We start from the raw sequence: 15,612 nt of genomic DNA on the forward strand, positions 1-15,612 counted from the left end.
TACAGGACGCAGGGAATGCGCGCGACCTTCACCGATCTCATCTGTCTGCCCCGGGCCAGGAGAGGCTGAAGGATGCCCAGCCGCCGTCCGCCACTGCTCAGCGAAGCCGGCTTTGCTTCGATACGCCAGCGCGTGATGCAGGCTACCGGTGTGCAACTGGCCGATGATCGCCGGGCCGTGGTCGCGGCACGTCTGCACAAGCGCCTGAAGGCTCTGGGCCTGGCCAACTACGAGCAGTACCTCGGCTTGCTCGAGAGCCCGAAGGGCACCGACGAGCACGAGCATCTGTTGCGCCTGCTGGTCGCCCGCGACAGTTACTTCTTTCGCGAACATCGCCACTTCGAATGCCTGGCCGGCTGGCTGGCCGACCTCGACCACCCCGCACGCCTGTGGAGCGCAGCCTGTGCCACCGGCGAAGAAGCCTGGAGCCTGGCCATGGTTGCCGCCGAAAAAGCCCGTCTCCCAGGCTGGCAGGTACTGGCCAGCGACTTCGACCCGCAACTGCTGGAAAATGCAGGCGCCGGCATCTATGACATCGCCCAGGCCCGCTACTTCCCCGAGGGCTGGCTGGCCCGCCACTGCCTGTGCGGCGTCGGCGAGATGGCAGGCCGGCTACGCATCGCACCCGGCCTGCGCGAGCAGGTACGCTTCGAGGCCATCAACCTGATCCGGCCCCTGCCTGCCCACCTCGGCAGCTTCGACGTCATCTTGCTGCGCAACCTGCTGTCGAGCCTGGCGCCACGCTACAAGAGCGAGGTGCTCCAGCAGTTGCTAGGGCACCTGCGCCCCGGTGGCCTGCTGATCATCGGCCACAGCGAAAGCGTCCATGCGCTGGGCCTGCCTCTGCGCCCGCTACTGCCGTCGGTGTTCGAACGCCTATGATAAGAGGCACTGCCGCGCCAATCGGCAGACAAGGACTGATCGCGCAGTTGCGCGGCAGTGCGCTTTCGGATCGAGCAGGCCTGCCGCCCCCCTTCCCTTGCGAAACAGGCCCTAATCCATGCCTTGCCGAATTCTGCTTGCCGATCATTCGCCCCTCTTCCGCGCCGGCCTGCGTGCCTTGCTGGAGCAGAAGAAAGATTTCGTCGTGGTGGGCGATACCGGTGATGCCATGAGTGCCGTGAGCCTGGCCGAAAAGCTCAAGCCGGACATCGTGGTGCTCGACATGAGCGGCGAACTGGACAGCCAGCAGGCCCTGCAGGAACTGTTCATTCGCGCCCCCGCCAGCCGGGTGCTGATGTTCTCGCCGCGCTCGGAGCTCGAGCATGTGATGAGCTGCCTGCAGTTGGGCGCCCATGGTTTCCTGCTCAAGAACGCCACGGTGAGCGAACTGGAGCAGGCCCTGCAGACGCTGCGCGGCGGTGGCCAGTACCTGTCATCGGCGGTGCTGCCGATGGTCATCGGCCAGGCCCTCAAGCACAGCCGCAAACGCGTTGCCAATCAGGTCCAGCCGCCGCCCCTGACCACCCGCCAGCTGGAGATCCTGCGCCTGATCGCCCGGGGCGAGACCACCCGCTCCATCGCCGACGGCCTGGGGTTGAGCATCAAGACCGTCGAGGCGCACCGCTCGCAGATCATGCACCGCTTGCAGATTCACGACGTGCCCGGCCTGGTGCTGTTCGCCGTGCGCGAAGGGATCATTCGCCTCAACGATTGAGCGACAGCCCGGCGAGGATCAGTTGCAGCGTTTCCGGCAATGCCGCCGGGCGGCCCGACACACGTTCGATGAACACCTGCACCACGCTGCCCGCCGCACAGGCTTCGGCCTCGCCCGGGCGGAACAGCGCCAGGCGGAACTCAACGGTGCTGCCCGCCAGACGGGTCACCCCCAGGCCGACCTCGAGCACGTCGGGAAAGCCAGGCAAGGCGAAGAAATCTGCCGCCGAACTCACGACGAACCCGGCCAGTTCACCGTCGCGCAGGTCCAGCTCGGCCTGTTCGACCAGGAAAGCCTGGATCGCGGTTTCGAAACAGGCATGCACGGTTGAGCCGGCAAGGTGGCCGTTGTGGTCGTTGTCCTGGGGACGGGTCAGGATGGGGTGGAAATGGGAGAAGGCGGAGCGTAGCGGGGACTCGATCATGGGGCCGTCTGCATTCTGGTGGGTACCCTGCAAGTGAAACAGATTCTGCCGGTACTGTATCGCCCCTATCGCAGACCAAACCCGATCCTACATCGAATAACGAAAAAGCCGCCCCGAGGGGCGGCTTCCTTATCCGAACCGGCAGCAGCTTACAGCTGCGGACCAGCGGCCTTGATGGCGTCGGAAACGTCGAACTTCTTGAAGTTCTCGGTGAACAGCGTGGCCAGGCCCTTGGCAGCTTCGTCGTAGGCAGCTTTGTCAGCCCAGGTGTTGCGCGGGTTGAGCAGCTCGGTCTCGACGCCCGGAACGACCTTCGGCACGTCCAGGTTGATGATGTCCAGGTGCTCGGTTTCTGCACCGACCAGCGCGCCGCTCTGGATGGCAGCGATCACGCCACGGGTGGTGGGGATGCTGAAACGCTTGCCAACGCCGTAGCCACCACCGGTCCAGCCAGTGTTGACCAGGTAGACCTTGGAGCCAAACGCCTTGATGCGCTTGATCAGCAGCTCGGCGTAGACGCCGGCTGGGCGCGGGAAGAACGGTGCGCCAAAGCAGGTGGAGAAGGTCGACTTGATGCCGCTGCCCGAACCCATTTCGGTGGAACCGACCAGCGCGGTGTAGCCGGACAGGAAGTGGTAGGCCGCCTGCTCGTTGTTCAGAATCGACACTGGCGGCAGCACGCCGGTCAGGTCGCAGGTCAGGAAGATGACCGCGTTCGGTTCGCCGCCCAGGTTCTTTTCCGAGACCTTGGCTACGTGGGTCAGCGGGTAGGCTGCGCGGCTGTTCTGGGTCAGGCTCACGTCGGCGTAGTCGGCGTGCTTGGCCTCGTCGATGACGACGTTTTCCAGCACTGCGCCGTGCTTGATGGCTTTCCAGATGACCGGCTCGTTCTTCTCGGACAGGTCGATGCACTTGGCATAGCAACCGCCTTCGATGTTGAAGACCACGCCTTCGCCCCAACCGTGCTCGTCGTCACCGATCAGGTAACGGCTTTCGTCGGCCGACAGGGTGGTCTTGCCGGTGCCGGACAGGCCGAAGAACAGGGTGACATCACCCGCTTCGCCGATGTTGGCGGCGCAGTGCATCGGCAGCACGTCGGCGGCCGGCAGCAGGAAGTTCTGCACAGAGAACATGGCTTTCTTCATTTCACCGGCGTAACGCATGCCGGCGATCAGCACTTTCTTCTGGGCGAAGTTGATGATCACGCAACCGTCGGAGTTGGTGCCGTCACGCTCTGGCACGCACTCGAAGTTGGCGACGTTGAGCACCTGCCACTCATCGCGGCCAGCCGGGTTGTACTGGGCCGGGTTGATGAACAGGCAACGGCCGAACAGATTCTGCCAGGCGGTCTGGGTGGTCATCTTGACCGGCAGGTAGTGCTCGGCGGCAGCGCCTACGTGGACGTAGGAAACGAAGTGATCCTGGGCGTTGTTGAACGCTTCTACGCGGTCCCACAGGGCATCGAACTTGTCGGCCGGGAACTTGCGGTTGATCGGGCCCCAGCCAATCTGGTCCTGGGTGGAAGGTTCTTCGACGATGAAACGGTCAGCCGGCGAACGGCCGGTGCGATGACCGGTTTCCACCACCAGCGCGCCGGTATCGGCCAGCACGCCTTCACCGCGGGACAGCGCTTCTTTTACCAGCTCATCGACGCTCAGGTCGGTGTACACGGTGTTGTTGGCTTGCGTCATGAGATACCCCATCCGGCCCGAGGCCGAGTGCTCCAAACGTTTTGTAGTTGTCTCGAAAAAACTACTACAGCGAAAAAAGTGGCCGGATTATGCCAGAAAAGCCCAAAAAAAGTAGGCCCCTCCTGTCAGAACTGCGCTTTTGCGCAATTCGACAGGAGTATTTCCTGTAGTGAACCGTTTCAGTGCTGAGTTTCTGATGGCGCCTCGGTGCCACCGCCAGCAAACAATTGCGCAACATCGCTCGCGTCGAACACATAACGCTCGTTGCAGAACTGGCAATCGATCTCGACCTGGCCGCCACATTCGGCCACCAGCGCATTGGCGTCCTGCTCGCCGAGGCTGACCAGGGCGTTGCCGGAGCGCTCGCGCGAGCAGCTGCAGCGGAAGCGTAGCGGCTGGATATCGAACAGGCGAACCGCGTCCTCGTGGTACAGGCGGTGCAGCACGGTTTCGTTGTCCAGGCCGAGCAGTTCCTCGATCTTCACGGTGTTGGCCAGGGCCTTGACGTGGGCCCAGCTTTCCTCGCGCTCCTCGCTGTCCTTGTGGATCTCGGCGGGCAGCTGCTGCACCAGCAGGCCACGGGCGCGGGTGCCATCGGCGGTCAGGGAGATGCAGGTGTTCACCTGCTGCGACATGACGAAGTAGTTGGTGAAGCACTCCGACAGGTCCTTGCCGTCCAGCTCGACAGTGCCCTGGTAACGCTGGCCATTGACCGGAATGATGGTCAGCACCAGGTGACCGCCCGGCATCAGGTCGGCCAGATTGGCATCTGCCTTGATCTGCTCGGCGTCATAGCGCGCCAGGCCACGGATGTCGTGCTCGCTGGTGTATTCGATGGCCAGCAGCGGCACCGGGCCCTGGGACTGCGCCTGGAGCACCAGCAGGCCATCGAATTTCAGGGTACCCACCAGCAGCGCGGCGGCGGCCATCAGTTCACCGAGCAGATGCTTTACCGGCTGCGGGTAGTCGTGCTTGGCCAGCACCTCGGCGTAGCTGCGTTCCAGCGCGACCATCTCGCCGCGCACATCGCGGTCGTCGAACAGGAAGCGTTGGGTGAAATCGGTATCTGGCAAGTCGCTCATGGTTGTCTGGCTTTCTAAAAATGATTACAAAATAATTACAGGAGACCGCAAGGTCCGTCGCAGAGCGCTCACAAGGCGCTCACTTCCTGCTGGATATCGAGGTATTTTATGGACAATCGACCACTGTTCCAAGCAAGGTGGTCCTGGGGACCTTTGGCAGCCTGCACCCTGCTGCCCATCGCACTACTGTGTTTCTGGTTATGGCCCGTTGGCCAGATCCTTTGCCTGACATTCGACGAGTGGCTGTTCCACAGCCTGAATGCGCCGCTGGCCGACAACACCACCTGGCGCTACATCTGGACCGTCGGCAGCCTGCGCCCGTTCGACATCGTCGTCGGTTTGATCCTTCTGGCAGTGCTTATCCGCGGTGACTGGGTGTTCAAGGCAGCCCAGGTCCGCCAGGCCTTTTTCGGCTTTCTGGTCACGCTACTCCTCTTAGTGGTGATTCGCGCGCTGTTTTCCAAGTGGGTGGATGCAGCCGGGTGGCAACACAAGAGCCCGTCGATGATGTTCGACGACGTGGTGCACCTCAGTGACTACTACCCGAACCTGGAGGCGGCCTGGGAGCTCAAGGACCGCTCGAGCAAGAGTTTCCCGGGGGATCACGCCTCGGTGCTGCTGGTCTGGGCACTGTTCATGAGCCTGTTCAGCCGTCGCCCGCTGCAGTACTTGCTGGTGTGGGGGCTGGCCCTGCTGTTCATGCTGCCGCGCCTGGTCGCCGGTGCCCACTGGGGGCAGGATGACTACATCGGTGGCTTGCTGATGGCGGTGCTGGCGTTGGGCTGGAGCTGCTACACGCCGCTGGCGGCCAAAGGCAGCGCAGCGCTGCTGCGCTGGACGGCACCGCTGTTCGACCTGCTGGGCAAGTTGCCGTTGATCGGGCGGATGAGCGTGATTCGCGCCGCCTGATCGTTCACGGGGCCGCTATGCGGCCCTCGTCACTCGAAACTGCCGTGCAACTGGTGAATCTGCCGGCGCTGCTTCTTGGTCGGCCGCCCGTCGGTGGTCACGCCCATCGCCCCCGCCTTGCGCATTTCAGCGGCCTGCTCGCGGCGCTTCACACTCTCGGCGGTTTCCTCGTACAACGTCTGCGCTTCGGGCGCGCCACGGCGCACCACCGACAACGCCCTGACCACCACGGTGCGCTCGTCGAAACCGGTGCGCAGCACGAACTCATCGCCCACCCGTGGCTCCTTGCCCGGCTTGCAGCGCTCGCCCCGGCAGTGCACCTTGCCACTTTCAATGGCCGCCTTGGCCAATGCGCGGGTCTTGTAGAAGCGCGCTGCCCACAGCCACTTGTCCAGGCGTACCTTGTCGTCGTCTTCAGGCTTTTGTGCCATGGTTTTTCCTCGAATTCTGTCTTTCACGGAACTGTACTACCGTGACTGACAGATGCAAAAAGTCCGTGCCGTCATTACAGTTCACCTCCTTATCCGCAGGGCACGCTTAGTGAAGACATTTGACCACCTGACTGTGATCGGCCTGCGCGAGTGGGTCGCCCTGCCCGGCCTCGGTGTCGCCGGCCTGCGCGCCAAGATCGACACCGGCGCCAGCACCTCCAGCCTGCATGCCACGGAGGTCGAGCCGTTCGAGCGCGATGGCCAGCAATGGGTACGCTTCACCGCCCACCTGGGTTCGGTGGTGCAACTGCGCCACCGGCGCTGCGAAGCGCCCATGGTGACCATGAAGACGATCAAGAGCTCCAATGGCCATGCCCAGACCCGTTACGTGATACGCACGCCGCTGGCGCTCGGTGACCGGGTCTGGGAGGTCGAATTCACCCTGGCCTGCCGCAAAAGCATGCGCTATCGGCTGTTGCTTGGTTCGAAGGCGCTCATCCATGGCCAGCTGGTGGTCAACCCCGGCCTCAAGTACGTTCAGGACAAACCGGCCTTCGCGGCCACCCTTTCCCCTGTCACAGGTGCTGCATGAAGATCGCTGTGCTGTCGCGCAATCCGCGTCTGTATTCCACCCGCCGCCTGGTCGAGGCCGGTACCCAGCGGGGCCACGAAGTGGTGGTGATCGACACGCTTCGGGCCTACATGAACATTGCCAGCCACAAGCCGCAGATCCATTACCGCGGCAAACCCCTGGAGGGCTTCGACGCGGTCATACCGCGCATCGGCGCCTCGGTCACCTTCTATGGCTGCGCGGTGCTGCGCCAGTTCGAGATGATGGGCGTGTACCCGCTCAACGAATCGGTGGCCATCGCCCGCTCGCGGGACAAGCTGCGCTCGCTGCAACTGCTGTCGCGGCGCGGTATCGGCCTGCCGGTCACCGGCTTCGCCCACTCGCCGGACGACATCCCCGACCTGATCCAGATGGTCAACGGCGCGCCGCTGGTGATCAAGGTACTGGAAGGCACCCAGGGCATCGGCGTGGTGCTGTGCGAGACCACCAAGGCCGCCGAGTCGGTGATCGAGGCGTTCATGGGCCTGAAGCAGAACATCATGGTCCAGGAGTACATCAAGGAGGCTGGCGGCGCCGATATCCGCTGCTTCGTGGTCGGCGACAAGGTGATCGCCTCGATGAAGCGCCAGGCCAAGCCAGGCGAGTTCCGCTCCAACCTGCATCGCGGGGGTGTGGCCAGCCTGATCAAGATCACCCCCGAAGAGCGCATGACCGCAATTCGCGCGGCGAAGGTGATGGGGCTGAGCGTGGCGGGTGTGGATATCCTGCGCTCGAACCATGGGCCACTGGTGATGGAGGTGAACTCATCGCCAGGCCTGGAGGGGATCGAGGTGACTACCGGCAAGGATGTGGCCGGGATGATCATCGAGCACCTGGAAAAGAACAGCGGGCCGAACCAGACGCGGACCAAGGGCAAGGGCTGAAACCAAGCGCGGGGCAGGTCGGGTTGACCGACGTGCCCCGCGATGCGTTCACACAGCGTTACGCGGCAGCAACAGCCCCAGCGGCAACCGCACCCGCGCCTCGATCCCGCCACCGGAGCGGTTGCGCAATTCGACATTGCCGCCATGCTGCGCGGCGATCCGTTTGACGATCGCCAACCCCAGCCCGGTGCCCTTGCCGCCTCGCGCCCGGTCGCCACGGATGAACGGGTTGAAGATGGTCTCAAGCTCCGACTCATCGATCCCCGCCCCCCGATCCAGCACGCTGAGCACCACATAGGGCGCACTCTGGTCACCCGACACATAGGCCGCTACCTCAACCCCCTTGCCGGCGTGATGCAGGGCGTTGCCGATCAGGTTGCCGAGCATGCGCTTGAGCGACACCCGGCGCAGCGGGAACGGCGGAATCGGCTCCAGGCACAGGCGCACTTGCTCCTTGTGCTGGTTGTAGGGGCCCACTACTTCGTAGATCAGGTCGTTGAGGTCGACCTCTTCCACCGGTTCGTCGCGCCCGTCGCGAATGAACGCCAGGAACTGGTCAAGAATCGCATCCATGTCCTCGATATCGCGGACCATGTCGTCGCTGAGATCGCTGTCGCTGTCCATCAGTGACAGTGACAGGCGCAAGCGCGTCAGCGGTGTGCGCAGGTCGTGGGACACCCCCGCCAGCATCAGCTCGCGCTCACGCCCGGCTTGCTCGACATCCTCGGCCATCTGGTTGAACGCCCGGTACACCTCGGTCATTTCGCTGGGGGTGTCGCTGATCGGCAGGCGCACACTGCGCCCCTGGCCCAGCTGGCGGGCGGCGAACACCAGGCGCTTGAGCGGCTGGTTGAGCTGGCGCACGAAGATCCAGGCCGACGCGGTGGACAACAGGCCGATGGCGAGGAACCAGCCGAGCACATTCCAGATCTTCTGCCCACGCAGCGGGTGCGGATACAGCGGCACCTTGAGCCAGCCAGGGCCCAGGCTCGGAGCATTGACCCACAGCGCGGGCGGTGCGTGGATGCGCAACCGCACCTCGGTGTCCTCGCCCAGCTCGGCCTGCATCTGGCGCTGGTAGATCTCGCTGTAGGGCCAGTGCTGCTCGCCTTCCGGCACGCCGGCGCCGGTCACACGGATCAGGCCTGCGGCCTCGGCAATCTGGTCGCGGTTCTCTTCATCCGCGGCCCAGTAGGCGCGCAACGTCAGGGCCACGCCGTGGCTGTATTGGCGGTCGACCAGCACGTCCTCGTTCATCAGCAGGTACACGAGCGTCAATGCCTTGGAGAACAGCACCACGATCAGCACCAGCCAGAGGGTGCGGGCGAAGAAGCTTTGCGGGAACCAGAGAGGCGTTTTCATCGATCGACTACTTTGCTGAAAAGGCCGGGCGCCATAGACGAAAACAGGGCGGCTCGCATGAGCCGCCCTGCTGCACCCTGACGAGCCGGCAGGCTCATTTGCCGGCGTTTCCGTCCGGCACGAAGACGTAGCCCACACCCCATACGGTCTGAATGTAGCGTGGCTTGGACGGATCGGGCTCGATCATCCGGCGCAGGCGCGAAATCTGCACGTCGATGGAGCGTTCCAGGGCGTCCCACTCACGGCCACGGGCCAGGTTCATCAGTTTGTCGCGGGTCAGCGGCTCGCGAGCATGCATCACCAGGGCCTTGAGCACGGCGAACTCGCCGGTGGTGAGCATGTGCGTTTCTTCACCGCGCTTGAGCTCGCGGGTGGCCAGCGACAATTCGTAGTCGCCGAAGGTAACGGTCTCTTCCTCGCTGCCCGGCGCGCCTGGCACGGCTGGGGATTGGCGGCGCAGCACGGCCTTGACCCGGGCCACCAGCTCATCTGGGTTGAACGGCTTGGCCAGGTAGTCGTCGGCGCCAAGCTCGAGCCCCTTGATACGGCTGAGCTCGTCGCCCTTGGCGGTAAGCATGATGATCGGGATCTGATTGTTCGAGGCGCGCAGGCGCTTGCACGCGGACAGGCCGTCCTCGCCAGGCAGCATCAGGTCGAGCACCACCAGGTTGAACACTTCACGTGCCAGCAGGCGATCCATCTGTTCGACGTTGGGCACGGTGCGCACACGGAAGCCCTTGCTGGTGAAGAAACGGTCCAGCAGGCTGCTCAGGCCCGGGTCGTCGTCGACGATGAGAATCTTGTCGCCTTCTACGGCGTTTGCGGTGCTGGTCATGAATTACTCCTCTGATATCGCCGCGCATTATGGCGTAGCCATTGCCGCGCGTGCCGTGTGCATTGTTAGCAGATTTTTCCCGCCGTGCCACTGCCGCCCCATCGACGACTGGCGCCGCGCCATCACCGCAAGCCCGGCCCGATGGGTATAATGCGCGGCTTTCACCCAGTGTCGCCGGGGCTCAACGCCCACCCGCGGCCTTGCATTCACTATTTGTCAGGTGGTTTTCATGGACAGCATCAACAGCCGTATCGCCGAGGAACTGGGCGTGCGCCCACAGCAGGTCGAAGCGGCCGTGGGCCTGTTGGACGAAGGATCGACCGTGCCCTTCATCGCCCGTTACCGCAAGGAAGTGACCGGCAGCCTGGATGACACCCAACTGCGCCACCTGGAAGAGCGCCTGCGCTACCTGCGCGAGCTCGACGAGCGCCGCGCCAGCATCCTGGCCAGCATCGATGAGCAGGGCAAGCTGACCCCGGAACTCGCGCGCGAGATCAAGCTGGCCGATACCAAGACCCGCCTCGAAGACCTCTACCTGCCGTACAAGCAGAAGCGCCGCACCAAGGGCCAGATCGCCCTGGAAGCCGGCCTGGGTGAGCTGGCCGACGGCCTGTTCAATGACCCGCAACTGAACCCGGAAGCCGAAGCCGCGCGCTTCGTCGACGCGGACAAGGGCGTGGCCGACGTCAAGGCCGCCCTGGAAGGCGCCAAGTACATCCTGATGGAGCGCTTCGCCGAAGACGCCGGCCTGCTGGACAAGCTGCGCAGTTTCCTCAAGCAGGAAGCGGTACTCACCGCCCGCGTGGTCGCCGGCAAGGAAGACGAAGGCGCCAAGTTCCGCGACTACTTCGCCCACGACGAACTGCTGCGCAGCGCACCGTCGCACCGCGCCCTGGCGATCTTCCGCGGACGCAACGAAGGCGTGCTGAGCGCCTCGCTGAAAGTTGGCGAAGAACTGCCGGGCACCCTGCACCCGTGCGAGGTGATGATCGGCAACCATGTCGGCATCGAGAACCGCAACCGCCCGGCCGACAAGTGGCTGGGCGAGGTGGTGCGCTGGACCTGGAAGGTCAAGCTCTACACCCACCTGGAAACCGACCTGTTCGGCGAGCTGCGCGAAAACGCCGAAGGCGAGGCGATCAATGTCTTCGCCCACAACCTGCACGACCTGCTGCTGGCCGCCCCGGCCGGCCCGCGCGCAACGCTTGGCTTCGACCCGGGCCTGCGTACCGGCTGCAAGATCGCCGTGGTCGATGCCACCGGTAAGCTGCTGGACTACACCACGGTCTACCCGCACGCGCCGAAGAATGACTGGGATCGCACCATTTCCGTCATGGCCGCGCTGTGCGCCAAGCACTCGGTGGAGCTGATCGCGATCGGCAACGGCACCGCCAGCCGCGAAAGCGACAAGCTGGTGGCCGAGCTGGTGAAGAAATACCCGGCCCTGAAAATCACCAAGATCATGGTCTCCGAGGCCGGTGCTTCGGTGTACTCGGCCTCGGAGCTGGCAGCCCGCGAGTTCCCGGACCTGGACGTGTCGATCCGCGGTGCCGTGTCCATCGCCCGCCGCCTGCAGGACCCGTTGGCCGAACTGGTGAAGATCGACCCGAAATCCATCGGTGTCGGCCAGTACCAGCACGACGTGTCGCAGGTGAAGCTGGCCCGTGGCCTGGACGCCGTGGTCGAGGACTGCGTGAACGCCGTGGGCGTGGACGTCAACACCGCCTCGGTGGCGCTGCTGACGCGCATCTCCGGCCTCAACGCGACCCTGGCGCAGAACATCGTCAGCCACCGCGACGCCAACGGCCCGTTCGCCACCCGCGCCGCGCTGAAAAAGGTCAGCCGCCTGGGCGAGAAGACCTTCGAGCAGGCTGCCGGCTTCCTGCGCGTGATGAACGGCGACAACCCGCTGGATGCCTCGGCGGTGCACCCGGAAGCCTACCCACTGGTGCAGCGCATCGCCGCCGACACCGACCGCGACATCCGCTCGCTGATCGGCGACAGCGGCTTCCTCAAGCGCCTGGACCCGAAGAAATTCACCGACGAGTCCTTCGGCCTGCCGACCGTCACCGACATCCTGCAAGAGCTGGACAAGCCGGGCCGCGACCCGCGTCCGGAGTTCAAGACCGCCACCTTCCAGGACGGCGTCGAAGACCTCAAGGACCTGGAGCCGGGCATGATCCTCGAAGGCGTGGTGACCAACGTCACCAACTTCGGCGCCTTCGTCGACATCGGCGTGCACCAGGACGGCCTGGTGCACATCTCGGCGCTGTCCGAGAAGTTCGTCAAGGACCCGCGTGAGGCGGTCAAGGCCGGCGACGTGGTCAAGGTCAAGGTCATGGAAGTGGACATCCCGCGCAAGCGCGTTGGCCTGTCCATGCGCATGAGCGACACCCCGGGCGAGAAGGTCGAGGGCAACCGTGGCGGTAACCGTGGCAATGGAGGCAACCGCCAGCAGCAGGCGCCGCGCCAGCGCGAGACTACCGCCGCCGCACCGGCCAACAACGCCATGGCATCGCTGTTCGCTAACGCCAAGCAACTGAAGAAGAAGTGATGGAAGTACCGAAGGAGTACGTCGAAAGCGCCTTCAGCCAGCTCCTCGGCTGCCGCCTGCAACGCCTGGACACAGGCGTTGCCGAGGTAGCCCTGGCACTCGAGCCGCACCTGCGTAACCGCGGCCAGAAGCTGCACGGCGGGGCGATCTTCAGCCTGGTGGACATCGCCATGGGCCTGGCCTGCTCGGCCAGCCATGGCTTCGACCAGCAGAGCGTGACCATCGAGTGCAAGATCAACTACATGCGCGCCGTCAGCGAGGGCGAGGTGCTGTGCACCGCCCGGGTGCTGCACGCAGGGCGGCGCACGCTGGTGGTCGACGCCGACGTGCTTCAGGACGACAAGCTGGTGGCCAAGGCGCAGGGAACCTTCGCGGTTCTCTAGCTGACAGGCCCCCATCTGCGGTATTTTCGGCGTAATGCTGTACACCTGATCGCGGGGAAAGCCCGCTCCCACGAGCGTCTCCATGGTTCGTGGGAGCGGGCTTGCCCCGCGACCAGACGCATACAGGCCAGCGACGGAACCGCGTAAACCAGGCGACAACGCCAGTTCCTTTCCCAACTACCCTTGTAGACCGTCATCCCTACCCCCATATTGGGGCGACTGACGCGTGAAGGAATCCATCTTGAGCGACCTCCTCAACCGCCGCCTGAGCCTGCTCGGCGACAATATCGACCTGCTCAAGCAGTGCCTGCACGGCATTGAGCGCGAATGCCTGCGCGTGACCGACCAAGGTCGCCTGGCCCAGACCCCGCACCCCGAAGCCCTGGGTTCGGCGCTGACCAACGAGCAGATCACCACCGACTATTCCGAGTCGCTGCTGGAGTTCATCACCCCGGCCCTGGCCGACCCGGCCAAGGTGCTCGAGAGCCTCGACCAGATCCACCGCTTCGTCTACACCAAGCTGGGCGACGAATACCTGTGGAGCCCGTCGATGCCCTGCGCGCTGCCGGCCGAGGAAGACATCCCTATCGCCGAGTACGGCAGCTCGAACATCGGCAAGCTCAAGCACGTCTATCGCAAGGGCCTGGCCCTGCGTTACGGCCGCACCATGCAGTGCATCGCCGGCATCCACTACAACTTCTCGCTGCCCGAGGCGCTGTGGCCGTTGCTGCGCAACGCCGAAGGCGGCGAGCAGGACGACCGCGACTATCAGTCTTCGGCCTATATCGCGCTGATCCGCAACTTCCGCCGCTACAGCTGGCTGCTGATGTACCTGTTCGGCGCGTCCCCCGCACTGGACAAGGGCTTCCTGCGCGGCCGCCCGCACCAACTCGAAGAGCTCGACGCCGAAACACTGTACCTGCCCTACGCCACCAGCCTGCGCATGAGCGATCTGGGCTACCAGAGCAACGCCCAGGCGGGCCTGACGCCCTGCTACAACAACCTGGCCAGCTACACCGACAGCCTGCGCAAGGCCGTGGGCACGCCCTACCCGCCCTATGTCGAGGTCGGCACGCACGTCGATGGCGAGTGGGTGCAGTTGAACACCAACATCCTGCAGATCGAGAACGAGTACTACTCGAACATCCGCCCCAAGCGCGTCACTTACACCGGCGAGCGGCCGATCCAGGCCCTGACCTCCCGTGGCGTGCAATACGTGGAAGTGCGCTGCCTGGACATCAACCCGTTCCTGCCAGTGGGTATCGACTTGACCGAGGCGCGCTTCCTCGACGCGTTCCTGCTGTTCTGCGCCCTCGAAGAGAGCCCACCGCTGGACAACGGCGAATGCGGCCAGTGCACCGACAACTTCCTCACCGTGGTCAAGGAGGGTCGGCGCCCGGGCCTGGAACTGCGCCGTGACGGGCAGCCGGTCGCGCTCAAGCAATGGGCAAGCGAGCTGATCGAGCGGATCGGCCATCTGGCCGGGCTGCTCGACCGTGCCCAGGGTGGCAATGACCACGCCAAGGCCCTGGAAGCACAGCAGGCCAAGGTCGACGACCCCGAGCTGACACCATCGGCCCAGGTGCTGGCGCGCATGACCGAGCATGACGAGACCTTCGTCCAGTTCTCCCTGCGCCAGAGCCGCCTGCACGCCGAGAGCTTCCGCGAGCAGCCATTGAGCAGCGCGCAGCAACAGGCCTTCGAAACCCTTGCTCGCGAGTCAATCGCCAAGCAGTCCGAGCTGGAACAGGAAGAGGTCGGAGACTTCGACCTGTTCGTCGGTGCCTACCAGGCCAGCATCCTGGCAATCAGCAACTGATGAACCGCACCGCCACCCCACGCAAGCCACGCGCCAGCAGCCAGGCCAGGATTGAAGCGATCCTGGCCGCGGCCCGCGAGCTGCTGGCTGGGCAAGGGGTGGCGGGGTTGTCGATCTACAGCGTGGCCGAACGGGCGCAGATCCCGCCATCGTCGGTGTATCACTTCTTCGCCAGCGTGCCGGCCTTGCTGGAGGCGCTGACCGCCGACGTGCATCGGGCGTTTCGCGAAGCCCTGAGCGCGCCCATCGACAACAGCGCATTCAGTACCTGGCCGCAACTGTCGCGGCTGATCGAGCAACGCATGCTCGACATCTACAACGAAGATGCCGCAGCGCGGCAGCTGATCCTGGCCCAGCATGGCCTGAGTGAAGTGGTGCAGGCTGATCGTCAGCATGACCTGGAGCTGGGCGAGCTGATGCACAGGCTGTTCGACCGGTATTTCCAGCTGCCGGCGATGCCTCGGGATGTGGATGTGTTCGCGTTGGCGATGGAGCTGAGCGATCGGGTGTATGCCCGCTCGATGCAGCTGCATGAAGCAATCACGCCACGCATGGCGGAGGAAGGGATGCGCGTTTTCGAGGCGTATCTGGGGCTGTATCTGCCGCCTTATCTGGCCAAGCGCTAATACCGCGTGGGAGCGGGCTTGCCCCGCGATAGCGTCAAGTCAGGCCACGTAGATGTGTCGACTGACGCCATCGCGGGGCAAGCCCGCTCCCACGCTTCGCAAGACACCGGAAATCAGAGTTTGGCGATGGACACCTCGGTCGACTTCACGAAGGCGATCACCTCGCTGCCCACCTGCAGCTCCAGCTCCTTCACGGAACGGGTGGTAATCACCGAAGTGACAATGCCAGAGGCGGTCTGCACGTCGATTTCCGAGAGTACCGGGCCTTCGAGGATTTCCTTCACGGTGCCTTTGAACTGGTTGCGAACGTTGATGGCTTTGATGGTCATGGCGTCATTCCTTTTT

The 15,612-nt window shown here is 64.3% G+C and carries 16 protein-coding genes; 9 read left to right on the forward strand and 7 right to left on the reverse strand.

The features are described 5' to 3' along the window. Positions 1-72 precede the first annotated feature (72 nt). The gene (locus ABZO33_RS13910) at positions 73-882 is read left to right on the forward strand and encodes a CheR family methyltransferase (protein ID WP_414536502.1); all 810 of its coding nucleotides are present in this window, start codon (positions 73-75) and stop codon (positions 880-882) included. 118 nt (positions 883-1,000) lie between these two features. Then, entirely contained in the window at positions 1,001-1,657 is a 657-nt protein-coding gene (locus ABZO33_RS13915) for a response regulator (protein ID WP_414536503.1), read from the forward strand. Here ABZO33_RS13915 and ABZO33_RS13920 read toward each other — a convergent pair. The 3 genes from ABZO33_RS13920 to hslO form a co-directional block, all read right to left on the reverse strand. Next, on the reverse strand, positions 1,647-2,081 hold the full coding sequence (locus tag ABZO33_RS13920) for an acyl-CoA thioesterase (protein WP_414536504.1): 435 nt from the start codon (positions 2,079-2,081) through the stop codon (positions 1,647-1,649). The genes ABZO33_RS13915 and ABZO33_RS13920 overlap by 11 nt on opposite strands. Positions 2,082-2,230: 149 nt before the next feature. Further along, positions 2,231-3,772 (reverse strand): phosphoenolpyruvate carboxykinase, encoded by a 1,542-nt coding sequence (locus ABZO33_RS13925; RefSeq protein ID WP_414536505.1) that lies wholly within the window; start codon positions 3,770-3,772, stop codon positions 2,231-2,233. A 179-nt stretch (positions 3,773-3,951) separates the two neighbouring features. Beyond that, entirely contained in the window at positions 3,952-4,854 is a 903-nt protein-coding gene (gene hslO / locus ABZO33_RS13930; protein WP_414536506.1) for an Hsp33 family molecular chaperone HslO, read from the reverse strand. Between the two features lie 108 nt (positions 4,855-4,962). On the opposite strand from hslO, the gene ABZO33_RS13935 reads away from it, so the two are divergent. Then, the gene (locus ABZO33_RS13935) at positions 4,963-5,763 is read left to right on the forward strand and encodes a phosphatase PAP2 family protein (protein ID WP_414536507.1); all 801 of its coding nucleotides are present in this window, start codon (positions 4,963-4,965) and stop codon (positions 5,761-5,763) included. Positions 5,764-5,792: 29 nt separating this feature from the next. Here ABZO33_RS13935 and ABZO33_RS13940 read toward each other — a convergent pair whose 3' ends face one another. Continuing rightward, positions 5,793-6,194 (reverse strand): RNA-binding S4 domain-containing protein, encoded by a 402-nt coding sequence (locus ABZO33_RS13940; RefSeq protein WP_038707163.1) that lies wholly within the window; start codon positions 6,192-6,194, stop codon positions 5,793-5,795. Between the two features lie 109 nt (positions 6,195-6,303). On the opposite strand from ABZO33_RS13940, the gene ABZO33_RS13945 reads away from it, so the two are divergent. Together ABZO33_RS13945 and rimK are read left to right on the forward strand one after the other, a co-directional pair. Further along, a complete protein-coding gene (locus tag ABZO33_RS13945) occupies positions 6,304-6,786 on the forward strand; it encodes an ATP-dependent zinc protease (protein ID WP_038707162.1) in 483 nt (160 codons plus the stop codon). Then, positions 6,783-7,688, forward strand: coding sequence for a 30S ribosomal protein S6--L-glutamate ligase (rimK, locus tag ABZO33_RS13950; RefSeq protein ID WP_046857513.1), 906 nt, complete (start codon positions 6,783-6,785; stop codon positions 7,686-7,688). Before ABZO33_RS13945 ends, rimK begins: the two co-directional genes overlap by 4 nt. A 48-nt stretch (positions 7,689-7,736) precedes the next feature. Here rimK and ABZO33_RS13955 read toward each other — a convergent pair whose 3' ends face one another. Continuing rightward, complete coding sequence (locus ABZO33_RS13955) at positions 7,737-9,050, reverse strand: ATP-binding protein (protein WP_414536508.1); 1,314 nt, start codon at positions 9,048-9,050, stop codon at positions 7,737-7,739. 94 nt (positions 9,051-9,144) lie between these two features. After that, complete coding sequence (gene ompR / locus ABZO33_RS13960; protein ID WP_414536509.1) at positions 9,145-9,885, reverse strand: two-component system response regulator OmpR; 741 nt, start codon at positions 9,883-9,885, stop codon at positions 9,145-9,147. A 229-nt stretch (positions 9,886-10,114) separates the two neighbouring features. Here ompR and ABZO33_RS13965 point away from each other — a divergent pair, with 229 nt between their 5' ends. From ABZO33_RS13965 to ABZO33_RS13980, 4 genes are all read left to right on the forward strand, one after another. Beyond that, positions 10,115-12,439, forward strand: coding sequence for a Tex family protein (locus ABZO33_RS13965; protein ID WP_414536510.1), 2,325 nt, complete (start codon positions 10,115-10,117; stop codon positions 12,437-12,439). Then, positions 12,439-12,822: a PaaI family thioesterase gene (locus ABZO33_RS13970; RefSeq protein ID WP_414536511.1), complete on the forward strand. Its 384-nt coding sequence runs from the start codon at positions 12,439-12,441 to the stop codon at positions 12,820-12,822. The genes ABZO33_RS13965 and ABZO33_RS13970 overlap by 1 nt, the downstream gene beginning before the upstream one ends. Before the next feature lie 241 nt (positions 12,823-13,063). Further along, positions 13,064-14,641 carry a glutamate--cysteine ligase gene (gshA, locus tag ABZO33_RS13975; RefSeq protein ID WP_414536512.1) on the forward strand — a complete coding sequence of 526 codons (1,578 nt, stop codon included), beginning with the start codon at positions 13,064-13,066 and terminating at the stop codon, positions 14,639-14,641. Further along, positions 14,641-15,267, forward strand: a complete 627-nt coding sequence (locus ABZO33_RS13980) for a TetR/AcrR family transcriptional regulator (RefSeq protein ID WP_414536513.1) — start codon at positions 14,641-14,643, stop codon at positions 15,265-15,267. The genes gshA and ABZO33_RS13980 overlap by 1 nt, the downstream gene beginning before the upstream one ends. 113 nt (positions 15,268-15,380) lie before the next feature. Here ABZO33_RS13980 and ABZO33_RS13985 read toward each other — a convergent pair whose 3' ends face one another. Then, entirely contained in the window at positions 15,381-15,596 is a 216-nt protein-coding gene (locus tag ABZO33_RS13985; RefSeq protein WP_008095172.1) for a TOBE domain-containing protein, read from the reverse strand. Between the last annotated feature and the right edge of the window lie 16 nt (positions 15,597-15,612).

The organism is Pseudomonas sp. CAM1A, assembly GCF_047501685.1.
GTDB lineage: Bacteria > Pseudomonadota > Gammaproteobacteria > Pseudomonadales > Pseudomonadaceae > Aquipseudomonas.